This is a genomic window from Vulcanococcus sp., from assembly GCF_044369115.1.
In the GTDB taxonomy this organism is placed as follows: Bacteria; Cyanobacteriota; Cyanobacteriia; order PCC-6307; family Cyanobiaceae; genus Vulcanococcus.
This window is the reverse complement of the sequence record NZ_JBIPMN010000060.1, coordinates 1-13,019: the sequence shown is the minus strand read 5'-3', so window position 1 is coordinate 13,019 and position 13,019 is coordinate 1. Positions and strand designations below refer to the sequence as shown.

The window sequence follows — 13,019 nt, the reverse complement described above, 5'->3', positions numbered from 1 at the left end:
GCGGTGAGCGTGTTTTACGAGCAGTTGGGCCGCAAGTTGCCGCGCGGCACCGTGGTGTCGGTGGGGGAAGGTGAGCCTCTCCTGGAGAAGCTGATCCGCGGGGAATCCCTTGAGGGTGAGCGCTGCTTCATCGCCGGCGAGGCGCCTCGGCCCGGGTTGATCCATGAGCAGCCGGCTGGCATGGACAAAACCGCCTGCGATTACGCCTACATCGCTTCGATCTGGCCGCAGCTCGATTGGTATCTCGATGGTGGCGACTTCTACGTGGGCGTGCAGACCAAGCGCGGCTGCCCCCACAACTGCTGCTACTGCGTTTACACCGTGGTGGAAGGCAAGGCGGTGCGCGTGAACCCCGTGGAGGAGGTGATCGCGGAGATGCGCCAGCTCTACGCCAAAGGGGTGCGCGGCTTCTGGTTCACCGATGCCCAGTTCATCCCGGCGCGCCGCTATATCGACGACGCCAAGGAACTGCTGCGTGCGGTGCAGGTCCAGGGCTGGAACGACATCCGCTGGGCCGCCTACATCCGCGCCGACAACCTCGATGCCGAGTTGGCGGAGCTGATGGTGGCCACCGGTATGGATTACTTCGAGATCGGCATCACCTCCGGCTCCCAGGAACTCGTTCGCAAGATGCGCATGGGCTACAACCTGCGCACCGTGCTGGAGAACTGCCGCCTGTTGGCGCGGGCGGGATTCCGAGAGCACGTGTCAGTGAACTACTCGTTCAACGTGATCGACGAGCGCCCAGAGACGATCCGTCAGACCGTGGCTTATCACCGCGAGCTTGAGCGCATCTTCGGAGCCGACAAGGTTGAGCCGGCGATCTTCTTCATCGGCCTGCAGCCCCACACGCACCTGGAGCAGTACGGCTTCGATCAAGGCCTGATCAAGCCCGGCTACAACCCGATGAGCATGCTTCCCTGGACGGCTCGCCAGCTGCTGTGGAACCCCGAACCGATGGGCAGCACCTTCGGCCGCATCTGCTTGGAGGCTTTTGAGCGCAACCCCGCTGATTTCGGTCGCACGGTGATGGATTTGCTGGAACGCGACTATGGCTTGGCTCCTCTTGAGGAGGCGTTGCATGCGCCGGTGGAGGGGCGCGGCGCCTTGGCTACGGCGACCCGCTGATCAGCAAGGCCGCGCTGGGCTGGATGGCACCGCCCACCAACGTCGCCGCACCAGCAACAACAGCACCAACCCCAGGCACCCCACCACCCCTCCAATGGGGTTGTTTGGGCCCATCAGCCAGGCCGGCGCAGAGGGGTTGATCGTGACGAGCCCCTGATGCAGCACAAACCAACCCGCCACAAGCCCGCCATGCAGGCCGATGGCTCCCCAGAGCAGGCCTCCATCAGCCCGGCGCTGGAGGCCCAGCGCCAGGCCGAGCAGCAGAAGGCCCACGAGCAGGCCGACCAGTTGGATGGGGGGCAGGTTGAAGCGGGTGTGCACCAGGCTGAACAGGGCTGCCTGCAGCCACAGGCCTCGTTGCGGCCCCAGCAGCAGGCTGAGCTCCCCAAACAGCCAGCCGCGGAACAGCAGTTCTTCGGCGAAGCCCACTCCAAGCCCAAGGGCCAAGGCGTTGAGCAGCAGGCCGGCGTTGATCCGGGGCATCCAGCTCAGTTGGCCGCTGACGGCCAGGGCGACGATCACCAGGGCCAGTAAGGCGATTGCCTTGAGCAGGCCTCGTAGCAAAGCCTTAGCCACGGCTGCCTTGCTGCCGAGGACGCCCAGCCGCTGCCAGGGCCTGGCTTCAGCCCAGCAGCGCCGCACACGAACGGGAAGGCTGATCAACAGAGCTGCCACGGCTGGTAGTGCCGCCAGGCTCGCTTGCACAGCGCCGGGTACACCCAGTGCCTTCAGCAGCAGTTGACCACCCAAAAACAAGGCCACCAGCGCAGCTGGATAAAGCACGGTGCCCCACCAGTTCAGGCGCGGCATCAGCTCTCCGGCTCGATCGTGCTGGTGAGGCCCTTGGCTTTGAGGGTTTCGCTGTAGAACTCCGCCGGCTCGATGTCGCACACGATCACAAGGCCCACGCCGGTGTTGTGGGCCTCGAGCATCACGGCGATGGCATCCTGCTCACTCAGGGAGGGCACCACCTGGCGCAGGGTGCCCACCACGTATTCCATGGTGTTCACCGGATCGTTGTGGAGCAGCACCTTGTAGCGGGGCGAGGGCTTGCGCACCCGCTCCGGCGCCTTTTCCATCACGGCAGCGCCACCGCTCTCACGGCCCGGCGATTGGGTGGCGGTGAGAGCAGCTCTGCAGGGGGTGGATCGAGGCATCCTGTCCAGCTCCGGCATCACGACAGCGGACTTTAGGCAGCAGATCAGGCCGCAGCGGCCGCCGGGGCCAGCGCGGCTTGGATACGGCGCATCGCTTCGAGCACGTTCTCGCGGCTGTTGAAGGCCGAGAGGCGGAAATAGCCCTCGCCGGCGGCGCCGAAGCCGCTGCCGGGGGTGCCCACCACGTTGGCCTGGTTGAGCAGCAGATCGAAGAAGCCCCAGGAATCCACGCCCGCGGGGGTTTTGATCCACACATAGGGGGCTTGCTCGCCGCCGTACACCTGCAGCCCGGCGGCGCTCAGCTCGCGGCGAATGATCGCGGCGTTCTCCATGTAAAAGCCGATCAGGGCCTTCACCTGGGCCTGGCCTTCAGGGGAATACACCGCTTCGGCGCCGCGCTGCACGATGTAGCTCACGCCGTTGAACTTGGTGCACTGGCGGCGGTTCCATAGGCCCCACAGCTCCACCGCTTCGCCATTGGCGGCGGTGCCCATCAGCCCGCGCGGCACCACGGTGAGGGCGCAGCGGGTGCCGGTGAAGCCGGCGTTTTTGGAGAAGGAGCGGAATTCGATCGCACACTCGCGCGCCCCTTCGATCTCATAGATCGAGTGGGGTAGCGAGGGGTCCTGAATGAACGCCTCATAGGCGGCATCGAACAGGATCAGGGCTCCATTGGCGCGGGCGTAGTCCACCCAGGCCTTGAGCTGCTCCTTGGTGGCCACCGCACCGGTGGGGTTGTTGGGGAAACAGAGGTAGATCAGATCCACCTTCTCGCTGGGGATCTGGGCGGTGAAGCCGTTCTCGGCTTTGATCGGCAGGTAGGTGAGCCCGCCGTATTGGCCGGCGCCATCGGCATCGCCGGTGCGGCCCGCCATCACGTTGCTGTCCACATACACCGGGTACACCGGGTCGGTGACAGCGATGCGGTTGCCCTCGCCCAGGATGTCGAGGATGTTGGCGCTGTCGCACTTCGAGCCGTCTGACACGAAGATTTCTTCGGCGGAGATCTGGCAACCGCGGGCCTGGAAGTCGTGTTGGGCGATCGCTTCGCGCAGCCAGAGGTAGCCCTGCTCCGGGCCGTAGCCGTGGAAGCCTTCGCGGGTGCCCATCTCATCGATGGCGGCCTTCATCGCACTGCGGCAGGCGCCGGGCAGTGGTTCAGTCACATCGCCAATGCCCAGGCGGATGATCGGCGCGCTGGGGTTGGCTTCGCTAAAAGCCTTCACCCGCCGGGCGATCTCGGGGAACAGATAACCCGCCTTGAGCTTGAGGTAATTGCCGTTGACCTGGGCCATGTCGCGTGCGGGCCGGGCGGGCCCATGGTTACTGGGCGCGATTGTCCTATGCGGCCGATGTCGGCTGGAGAGATCAGCCCGATTGCGCTGCTGCATACGATCAATTCAGCGCTGCCCTCGCCGCCGTGACCGTTGCTCCAGTTCAGCCGGTCGGTGCGCCTGGGAATGCGCCCGTGGATTTTGTGGCCCTGGTGGACCGCACCATCGCCAAGCCCGGTCGGTACCTCGGTAATGAGCTGGGGGTGCAGCCGCGCGACTGGGATCAGGCCTGGCCGGCCGCCGGCGTGCGCTGGGCGCTCACCTACCCCGAGATCTACGAGGTGGGTTCGAGCAACACGGGCCACATCATTCTCTATTCGATCCTCAACAGCGTTCCCGGTCAGCTGTGCGACCGCAGCTATCTGCCCGGGCCGGATCTGGCGCAGCGGTTGCGCGAGCGAGGTGAGGCGCTCTTCGCGGTGGAGAGCCGCCGGCCTCTTCCCGCCTTCGACATCCTCGGCTTCTCGCTCAGCTATGAGCTCGGCGCCACCAACATCCTCTCGATGCTGGAGCTGGCGCAGATTCCGATCCGCGCTGCTGATCGCGGTGATCTGCCCCTGGCCGCTCCGGCGGCGCCACCGTTGATTTTTGCCGGTGGTCCCACCGCCACCAGTAACCCCGAGCCGTTCGCGGCCTTCTTCGATTTTGTGGTGCTCGGCGATGGCGAGGAGGTGCTGCCCGAGATCGGGCTTGTGGTGGCCGAAGCCAAGGCGGCAGGCCTCTCGCGCCGGGAGCTGCTGATCGATCTGGCTCAGGTGCCCGGGGTGTATGTGCCCTCGCTCTACGGCCCTGGCCCTGATGGCATCACGCAGGTGCCACAGGTGCAGGGCATCCCGGCGCGGGTGCTGCGGCGCACCGCCACGCCGATGCCCCACTACGCCATGGGCCTCGTGCCCCATATCGAAACGGTGCACGACCGGCTCACGGTGGAGATCCGCCGCGGCTGCACCCGCGGTTGCCGCTTCTGCCAGCCCGGCATGCTCACCCGCCCCGCCCGCGATGTGGAACCCGAGGCGGTGATCGAGGCGATCGAAACTGGCATGGAGCGCACCGGTTACTCCGATTTCTCCCTGCTTTCCCTCAGTTGTTCCGATTACCTCGCCTTGCCGGCGGTGGGGGTGGAGCTGCGCAATCGCCTGGCCGACAAGAACGTGAGCCTCACCCTGCCCAGCCAGCGGGTGGATCGCTTCGACGAGAACATCGCCCACATCCTTGGCGGCACCCGCAAGGCGGGCCTCACCTTTGCGCCGGAGGCCGGTACCCAGCGCCTGCGCGACATCGTGAACAAGGGCCTCACCGATGCTGAGCTGCTGCGCGGCATCCGCACCGCCATGGAGAGCGGTTACCGCAAGATCAAGCTCTATTTCATGATCGGTCTGCCGGGGGAAACCGATGCCGATGTGCTGGGCATCGCCGAAACCTGCTGGCAATTGCAACAGCAGTGCCGCGATCTGGGGCGACTGGAGCTGAACCTCACGATCAGCAACTTCACGCCGAAACCACACACGCCCTTCCAGTGGCACAGCGTGAGCACAGCGGAATTCCAGCGGCGTCAGCAACTGCTGCGCGATGCCCTGCGGCGGATGCGCGGTATCAAAACCAACTACACCGATGTGCGCCTTTCCGCGATGGAGGACTTCGTGGGCCGCGGCGATCGCCGCCTGGCCCCGGTGATCGAAGCCGCGTGGCGGGCTGGAGCGGGCCTCGATGCCTGGTTCGAAGCGGCCGATCGCACCTACGAGGCCTGGACTTCAGCGATCGAAGCGGCCGGCCTTGGCGGTCGCTACCGGGAGCTGGAGCTGGGTGAGTGGAGTGCGGTCGAGGGCATGGATCCCGATGATCTGGCCGTGTTCTGCGACCAGCCCCTGCCCTGGGATCACATCGATTCGGGCGTGGATAAGGGCTGGCTGGCTGACGATCTGCGTCAGGCCCTGGCGGCGGCCGTGGTGCCCGACTGCTCCTTTGAGGGCTGCAGCAGCTGTGGGGTCTGCGGCCCCGAGCTGGGCCACAACGTGGTGGTGTCGCCTCCCGCGATTCCGGAGCAGCGGCCCCAGCGGGCTCCAGCCAGTGATCGGTTGGCGCGGCTGCGGTTCGGCTTCAGCAAAACCGGCTCACTGGCGCTGCTCAGCCACCTGGATCTGGTGCGGCTGATGGAGCGGGCCCTGCGCCGCAGCGGTTTGCCGGTGAGCTTCACCGGTGGTTTCCATCCCCTGCCGCGGGTGCAGTTCGCCCTGGCGTTGCCCCTGGGCGCGGAGGCGGATGGCGAATGGATGGATCTTGAATTCACCCAGCAGATCGATCCGGCTGAGGCCTTGCAGCGGCTTCAGGCCCAGTTGCCCTCTGGCTTCACTTTGCTGCAGGTGGAGCCGGTGGCGGTGTCCGCCGCCAGCCTGTCGCAGGAGTTGGTGGCTGCTCGCTGGCAGCTGCAACTTCGGCCTGGAGGCACCTGTGCTCAAAGCACTGTGCTGCCGCTGGCGGCTTGGCAGGCGGCAGCGGCGCAGCTGCTGAACAGCTCCTCGTGGATGTGGCACGACACCGATAAAAAAGGTCGGCCGCGGCAGCGCGATTGCAGACCTTTCCTGCAGAACCTTTCGGTGGAAGGTCTTGAGGGGATGCCGGCAGCGGTGGAGCTTTGCTATGGGGCCCTTGTGGATTCCGCGGGCCGCAGCCTGCGGCCGGAGCAGCTGCAGCAATGGTTCTCGCAACAGCTCGATGCGGAGCTGGAGATGGTGAGCCTGCGCCGCGAATCCCTGCAGCTTCGGCAGAGCCCAAAGGCTTGAAAACACCCGTGCTAGCGTCTGTCCATCGGTACAACCTGAAGCAGGCTCAGCGATCTAGCTCAGCTCAGGCATCAGGGTCCGCATCAGTTTTCACGAACCTCTCTTCCTGAAAGCTGCCCGATGCGGCGCCGTAAGACGGGTTCCATTCAGATCTGGATCTCGCAAGCAACGGGCTTCGGCCCACTCTCACGAAGGCTGTAAGCCTGCCGCCGTTGTTTCACCCGGCGTTTTCACTGAATTTTTCAAGCACCGCCGCCCTGTTTCTCCTCTTGCATCGGCGATGCATGGAGGGTTTCAGAACCTGTCGGTCCGGCGCTGAGCGCCTCCCTCTGCTACCCATTACGGCCTGCCTTCTGCAGGTCCTCTCCTGACCTTCCATGCCTCAGCAGATCGTCATCGCCGAGCAGCTGCGCATCGCCGCAGTGCTCACCGATGACCGTGTGGATGAACTGGTGGTGGCCCAGGGCCGCTACCAAATCGGCGATGTGTATCTCGGCACTGTTGAAAATGTGTTGCCGGGTATCGATGCCGCCTTTGTCAATATCGGCGAAGGAGAGAAGAACGGTTTCATTCATGTCACCGATCTAGGGCCGCTGCGCCTTAAGAAAGGAACGTTGGGCATCACCGAGCTGCTCGAGCCACGCCAGAAGGTGCTGGTGCAGGTGATGAAGGAGCCCACCGGCACCAAGGGCCCTCGCCTCACGGGCAACCTGGCCCTGCCGGGTCGCTTTCTGATCCTTCAGCCCCACGGCCAGGGGGTGAACATCTCCCGGCGGATCAACGCGGAAAGTGAACGCAACCGCCTGCGTGCTCTGGGTGTGTTGATTAAGCCCCCCGGCGCGGGTCTGTTGATCCGCACCGAAGCCGAAGGGGTGAGCGAGGAGTTGCTCATCGATGATCTCGAAGCCCTGCTGCGCCAGTGGGAGGCGATTCAGACCGCCGCCGAGACCGCTTTGCCGCCGGTGCTGCTCAACCGCGACGAAGACTTCATTCATCGCATCCTGCGCGATCACTACAGCCCGGATGTGGCGCGGATCGTGCTCGATAGCGCCGATGGGGTGGGCCGGGTGAATGCCTTCCTCGGGACTGATCAAAACCAGGTGCAGGTGGAGCAGCACCTCGACTCCGGCGAGATCCTTGAGGCGTACAAGGTGAACGCCGCCATCCGCGATGCCCTCAAGCCGCGGGTGGAACTGCCCTCCGGTGGCTACGTGATCATCGAGCCCACCGAGGCGCTCACGGTGATCGATGTGAACTCGGGCTCCTTCACCCGTTCCGCCAATGCGCGTGAAACGGTGCTGTGGACCAACTACGAGGCCGCCACGGAGATCGCCCGTCAGCTGAAGCTGCGCAACATCGGCGGCGTGATCATCATCGACTTCATCGATATGGAGTCGCGCCGCGATCAGTTGCAGCTGCTGGAGCACTTCACAGCCGCGATCCGGCCTGATTCAGCACGCCCGCAGATCGCTCAGATCAGTGAGCTGGGCTTGGTGGAACTCACCCGCAAGCGCCAGGGCCAAAATATCTACGAATTGTTCGGCCGAGCCTGCCCCAGCTGTGGTGGCCTGGGTCATGTGGCCGTGCTGCCCGGTAAGGACAGCCTTCAACCCCTGGCCGCTGCTCCAGGCCTTGTGCGCTCCGCTGCCTCCGCCCGGGCCGAAGTCTTCAGCCCCGCGGGCGCTGAAGCCGGTGGTGGCCGCCGCCGCCGCGGAGGTCGCGGTGGCCGTGGCGGCAGCGATGCACCTGAACTCAGCAGCTACGACGACACCACCACCACGGCCGGCAGCTCCCATGAGGCCGCCACAGCAGCGGCGGAGCCCGGCTCCCGCCGTCCGGAGCCTGAATTGGTGGCAGTCCCGATGGACTCCGAGCAGGAGCTTGTGTACGGCTGGTTGGGCCTGAATCCGGCGCTGTTGCTGGATCCGGTTCCCGCTGCCGACAACCTGGTGGTGCGGGTGGTGCGTCCTGGAGAGGATGCCGAAGCGGTGCTCGAGGAAGCCCGCCAGCAGCTGGCTGCAGCAGGCCCCCGCCGCCGCCGCCGCGGACGTGGTGGTGCCAGCACCAACGGTTCTGGCGGCCCAGGAGCTGCTTCAACGGCTGACGCCCCCACACCGAGTGAGGGCCTGCCCGTCACCGTGGAAATCACCCCGCTCCCGGTGGAAACCTTCCCGGCATTCCCCGCTGTTCCGGTGCTCCCCGATAGCGGTCTTGAGTTGGTGGCGGCAACGGCGGAGCCTGAGCCCGCCAATGGCCGCCGCGTTCGCAGCCGACGGCGCAGCGATGCTCCAGTCAGCACCCCCTCCACCACCACTGCCATTGCCGTGTTGCCCGTGGTGGAGCCCGAGCAAGCCGCTGCCGCTGCTCCCGCTGAAGCCGATGAGGACTCTTCTGAACCCCGGCGGCGCCGCCGCCGCTCGTCGGCAACCGAGTGAGTGGTTTCTTTGCCGCAGCGTATCGCCGGCGTTGATGAAGTTGGCCGCGGCTGTTGGTTCGGCCCGGTGTTTGCGGGGGCGGTGATGCTGCCTGATCAATCCCGGGCCAGCCTTGCCGCTGCCGGACTCACTGACAGCAAGAAGCTCACGGCCCGTCGCCGCGCTCAGTTGGTTCCACTCATCCAGCAGCACGCCTGCAGCTGGGCCCTGGGCCAGGCTTCAGCGCGGGAGATTGATCAGGTGGGGATTCGCGCCGCCACCGAGCGGGCCATGTTGCGTGCCTTGCAGCGTCTCAATGGGGCACCGCCAGATCTGCTGCTGGTGGATGGTGTGTTGCCTCTGCGGCTCTGGCAGGGTCCGCAGCAAACGGTGGTGCGCGGCGACAGCAAGCATTTGGAGATTGCCGCAGCCAGCGTGCTGGCTAAGCAGGCCCGCGATGCCCTGATCACGCGGTTGGCGCAGCGTTATCCGGCCTATGGCCTCGAGCGCCACGCTGGTTATGGCACCGCGTTGCATCGTGCTGCCGTTCTGGAGGCGGGCCCCACCCCACTGCATCGGCGCTCGTTTCTGGGCAAGGTGCTCGTGGCTTAACGGCCGGCAGGCGCCAGGCACCAGGCCTCGAAATCCTGGAGCAGCTGCTGTTGCACCCTGGTTTTGATCCCCAGCAGGATGCCCGCCAGCAGGGAGCGGCCGGTGGCTTCGAGCATCTTCACTGGAATCAAGCGCAGCAGGCTCGGCTGGCTCACGCTCACCGCCAAACACGCTTCGCCGTTGAGCCCCTCGTTGCTTGCCTCAAGCCACGATTCGAGGGTCAGTTGAAAGTCGTCGACAATGCCAAGGCCCTCCAGCTGGCAATCGATCGCTTCGAGATCGATGCGGTGATGGCTGCGGCGGGCTACCAGCTCCACCACCGGTTGAATCTGCAGTTGGAACACCTGCAGCCGGGTCACGGTGTAGCGGTAGCGGTCGTTGCCGAGGCTCTCCAGCTGCTGGGGATCGAGCAGTGCGCCAATCACCCGCTCCTCATCGTTGAGGTAGTCGGGCAGGAGCTCGGCCTTCTGGGGCACCGACAGCTTCAAGGCTTGGCTGGCGCTGAAGGCCAGAGTCATGGCTCGTCGGCCGGCGCGTCATGATCCTATCCAGCACGGCCCGCAACGCCTGTATGCGCATCGCATTTCTTGGTCCTGTTGGCACCTACGGGGAGCAGGCGGCGATCCGGCTGTGTGCGCTTGAAGGGATTGAGGCTCCGCAGTTCATGCCCCAGGTGGGCATCCGAGCGGTGGTGAAGGCCGTGGCCGAGGGCCATTGTGAGGCGGCGGTGGTACCGGTGGAGAACTCCGTGGAAGGTGGGGTCACCGCCTGCATGGATGCGCTCTGGGAGCACCCTGAGTTGCGGGTGGCTCGGGCCCTGGTGCTGCCGATCCGCCACGCGTTGCTGGGGTCTGGTCCGCTGCAGGGGGTGAGCGAGGTGCTCTCCCACCCCCAGGCACTCGCGCAATGCAGCCAGTGGCTGGGTGACCAGTTGCCCGCAGCTCTGCAACTGCCCACCAGCTCCACCGCCGATGCGGCCCGGATGGTGGCAGGCAGCCGCTTCCGCGCTGCCATCGCCTCACTGCAGGCGGCGGAGGAACACGGCCTCGAGGTGCTGGCCTACCCGATCAACGATGTGGCGGGCAACTGCACCCGCTTTTTGTTGCTGCGCCAGGGGGAGCGCACCTTGGCGGGCCCCATGGCCAGCCTGGCCTTCTCGCTGCACGCCAACCGCCCAGGAGCTTTGCTGGAAGCGCTGGCTTGCTTTGCCCACCGCGGTCTCAACATGACGCGGATCGAATCACGCCCTTCCAAACGGGAGATGGGCGAATACATCTTCTTTGTGGATCTCGAGCTTCCCCAGGGCGAGGGCCCGCTGCAGCAGGCCCTGGAGGAGCTGCGTCCGTTATGTGAGCACCTTGCTGTGTTTGGGGCTTACCCGATCACCCAACTTGAATCGGCTTAAGCGGGCTTGCGGGTTCGGAACACGCCGAACTGCATCATGCCGGTGGCAAATCCCCAGTGCATCAGCAGCAGCGTGGGGGTTTCGCGCAGGCCCATCAACACGGCACGGGGGCCTAAGCCCAACACCGCTGCTGGCCGCCTTAGCCCTTCCAGGATCGAATCAATCCAGGAGGGGAGTGTTTCGCGGCTCCAATCGCCTGTATCAACCTGGAGCTGGGTGTGATTCTGGCCCTCGCCCCAGGGGCTTTGCTCGAGGTTGCGGCGGAAGCCCGGGATGCTGGCGAATTCAGGGTGAGCCCACTGCACCAGCAGTTGGTGCATCACCCACCGCTCGAGCCGATTGAGCGGTTGAACAGTTGGGTCGCGGCGGTTCCAATCGGCCACGGCCAGCAGTCCGCCGGGTTTGAGCACCCGCAGCAGTTCATTGGCGTAGCGCTGCTTGTCGGGCATGTGGGGGCCGGCCTCCACGCTCCAAACCGCGTCAAAGCTCTGATCGGGCAGCCCCAGGGCTAAGGCATCCATCACGGCGAAGCGGCAGCTGAGGCCAGCCGGGGTGAGTGCCTGCGCCCGTTGGATCTGGCCCGGGCTGATGCTGATGCCGAGCACGTTGAGGCCGTAATCGCGGGCCAGGATGCGTGCACTGCCGCCAATGCCGCAGCCCACATCGAGGACGGTGCTGCCCGGCGGGAGCTGGTCGAGGCCGCTCCAGCGCACCAGCTCGTGCACAAAATCCTCTTTAGCGCTGCGGAAATCACGGCGGCGCGGCGGCTGCCCGTAATGGCCCAGATGCACGTGCTCGCCCCAGAGCCGCTCCAGCAGTTGATCGTCGGTCCAGCGGTCGTAGGCCTCAGCCACGCTGGCGGTGCTCGTGAAGGCGCGGTCGCGCCAGCTCCACACCAACAGACCAACCAGAAGCAGAGCCGCCAGCACGGCCACAATCAACATCAGCCCTCCCGCGAAGGGAGTGAGAACAGCAAGGATCGGCATCAGCGGTTCAGCGATCCTCGTCGGCGCCGGAGTCTTTGAGATCCCGGAAGGTGTCTTGCAGCACGGTGCGGGCTGCGAGCTGCCGGCGGGTTTCATCCAGCAGTTCGAATTCCTGGCGCAGGCGCTCTTCGGTGTCGGTGATTTCGAGCAGGGTCTGCTGCTGATCGGCCACAGGACCGCCCAGATGGGAGCCGATCCAGAAGGAGAGCTCCCGGGGCAGATCCGGTAGATCGGTGGGCAAGGTGGTGGGTTTGCCCATCAGCTTGCCGGTGAGCTCCACTACATCCTTGAGTGCTTGCTCCACGTCGCTGGAGAGTTCGCTCAAGCGGTCGTGGCTTTGGGGATGTTCGTCTTCAATCCAGCTCACCAGGCCCACCTTGAAGGGGGCTTCGCGCACCACCTCCAGCACACGGAAGCGCTGTTGGCCAAGGGTCACGATATTGCTGCGATCATCTGCCTGGGTCTGGCACTGGAGGATTTCGGCGCAGCAGCCCACATCGGCCATGCGCCCTTCCTGGGGATCCCAGCGCACCACACCAAAGCGACGGTCGGTTTCGAGCACTGTGCGCAGCATCATCCGGTAGCGCGGCTCGAAGATGTGAAGCGGCAGCACTTCCTGAGGGAACAGCACCACGTCGGGCAACGGGAACAGTGGCAGCTCGCGCACGGCCAGTTGCGTCACGTGGCAGGCAGTTCAAGGGAAGTCGAATCCTAGGCAGTGCTGTTGAGGGCCGCGGCTCTGCGGTGGTGGCCAGCAAAAAGGCCCACCTTGCGGCGGGCCATGGGCTGTCCCTCTGAGAGTCAGGGGTTCAGAGCTTCACCTCGATGTCCACACCACTGGGCAGATCCAGCTTCATCAGGGCATCGATGGTTTTGGCAGAAGGGCTGTAGATATCGATGATGCGACGGTGGGTGCGGGTCTCGAAGTGCTCGCGGGAGTCCTTGTCCACGTGGGGAGAGCGCAGAACGCAATAGATCTTGCGCTTGGTGGGCAGGGGGATCGGGCCGATCGCTGTAGCAGCGGTGTGGTCGGCCGTTTCGATAATTTTTTCGCAGGAGAGATCAAGCATGCGGCGATCAAACGCCTTCAGGCGGATGCGGATCTTCTGCTGAGCGATAGCGGTGGACATGGATCAGGCGGGAGAGGTCAGCAAGGACCAGCGCTCGTCGAAGACGAGAGAGCTGGGAAATGGAAGCTGGATT

General features: G+C 65.2%; 12 protein-coding genes. 5 read left to right on the top strand and 7 right to left on the bottom strand.

Annotated elements, in window-relative coordinates; all coding sequences use genetic code 11:
• Window positions 1-1,128, top strand: a 1,128-nt coding sequence (locus tag ACIQ2E_RS06335; protein WP_398327767.1) for a B12-binding domain-containing radical SAM protein, incomplete at its 5' end; no start/stop codon positions are given.
• Here the strand turns inward: ACIQ2E_RS06335 and ACIQ2E_RS06330 are convergent.
• The 3 genes from ACIQ2E_RS06330 to ACIQ2E_RS06320 are packed head-to-tail and all read right to left on the bottom strand — an operon-like array spanning window position 1,129 to window position 3,580.
• The gene (locus ACIQ2E_RS06330; RefSeq protein ID WP_398327764.1) at window positions 1,129-1,938 is read right to left on the bottom strand and encodes a type II CAAX prenyl endopeptidase Rce1 family protein; all 810 of its coding nucleotides are present in this window, start codon (window positions 1,936-1,938) and stop codon (window positions 1,129-1,131) included. It abuts the gene before it with no gap.
• On the bottom strand, window positions 1,938-2,285 hold the full coding sequence (gene clpS, locus ACIQ2E_RS06325) for an ATP-dependent Clp protease adapter ClpS (protein ID WP_296444880.1): 348 nt from the start codon (window positions 2,283-2,285) through the stop codon (window positions 1,938-1,940). Before clpS ends, ACIQ2E_RS06330 begins: the two co-directional genes overlap by 1 nt.
• Window positions 2,286-2,329: 44 nt before the next feature.
• The gene (locus ACIQ2E_RS06320; protein ID WP_398327760.1) at window positions 2,330-3,580 is read right to left on the bottom strand and encodes an LL-diaminopimelate aminotransferase; all 1,251 of its coding nucleotides are present in this window, start codon (window positions 3,578-3,580) and stop codon (window positions 2,330-2,332) included.
• Window positions 3,581-3,705: 125 nt separating this feature from the next.
• On the opposite strand from ACIQ2E_RS06320, the gene ACIQ2E_RS06315 reads away from it, so the two are divergent.
• The 3 genes from ACIQ2E_RS06315 to ACIQ2E_RS06305 all read left to right on the top strand — a co-directional run bounded on the left by ACIQ2E_RS06315 (window position 3,706) and on the right by ACIQ2E_RS06305 (window position 9,425).
• Window positions 3,706-6,399 carry a TIGR03960 family B12-binding radical SAM protein gene (locus ACIQ2E_RS06315; protein WP_398327758.1) on the top strand — a complete coding sequence of 898 codons (2,694 nt, stop codon included), beginning with the start codon at window positions 3,706-3,708 and terminating at the stop codon, window positions 6,397-6,399.
• A 377-nt stretch (window positions 6,400-6,776) separates the two neighbouring features.
• On the top strand, window positions 6,777-8,834 hold the full coding sequence (locus tag ACIQ2E_RS06310) for an Rne/Rng family ribonuclease (protein ID WP_398327755.1): 2,058 nt from the start codon (window positions 6,777-6,779) through the stop codon (window positions 8,832-8,834).
• On the top strand, window positions 8,835-9,425 hold the full coding sequence (locus ACIQ2E_RS06305) for a ribonuclease HII (protein ID WP_398327752.1): 591 nt from the start codon (window positions 8,835-8,837) through the stop codon (window positions 9,423-9,425).
• Here ACIQ2E_RS06305 and ACIQ2E_RS06300 read toward each other — a convergent pair.
• Complete coding sequence (locus tag ACIQ2E_RS06300; RefSeq protein WP_398327749.1) at window positions 9,422-9,943, bottom strand: DUF1997 domain-containing protein; 522 nt, start codon at window positions 9,941-9,943, stop codon at window positions 9,422-9,424. The genes ACIQ2E_RS06305 and ACIQ2E_RS06300 overlap by 4 nt on opposite strands.
• Before the next feature lie 53 nt (window positions 9,944-9,996).
• Here ACIQ2E_RS06300 and pheA point away from each other — a divergent pair, with 53 nt between their 5' ends.
• Window positions 9,997-10,830 carry a prephenate dehydratase gene (gene pheA / locus ACIQ2E_RS06295; protein ID WP_398327769.1) on the top strand — a complete coding sequence of 278 codons (834 nt, stop codon included), beginning with the start codon at window positions 9,997-9,999 and terminating at the stop codon, window positions 10,828-10,830.
• Here the strand turns inward: pheA and ACIQ2E_RS06290 are convergent.
• From ACIQ2E_RS06290 to rpsJ, 3 genes are all read right to left on the bottom strand, one after another.
• Entirely contained in the window at window positions 10,827-11,816 is a 990-nt protein-coding gene (locus tag ACIQ2E_RS06290) for a methyltransferase domain-containing protein (protein WP_398327746.1), read from the bottom strand. The genes pheA and ACIQ2E_RS06290 overlap by 4 nt on opposite strands.
• A gap of 7 nt (window positions 11,817-11,823) precedes the next feature.
• Window positions 11,824-12,498, bottom strand: coding sequence for an LON peptidase substrate-binding domain-containing protein (locus tag ACIQ2E_RS06285; protein ID WP_398327743.1), 675 nt, complete (start codon window positions 12,496-12,498; stop codon window positions 11,824-11,826).
• Window positions 12,499-12,625: 127 nt separating this feature from the next.
• Window positions 12,626-12,946 (bottom strand): 30S ribosomal protein S10, encoded by a 321-nt coding sequence (gene rpsJ / locus ACIQ2E_RS06280; protein WP_006910513.1) that lies wholly within the window; start codon window positions 12,944-12,946, stop codon window positions 12,626-12,628.
• Window positions 12,947-13,019 lie beyond the last annotated feature (73 nt).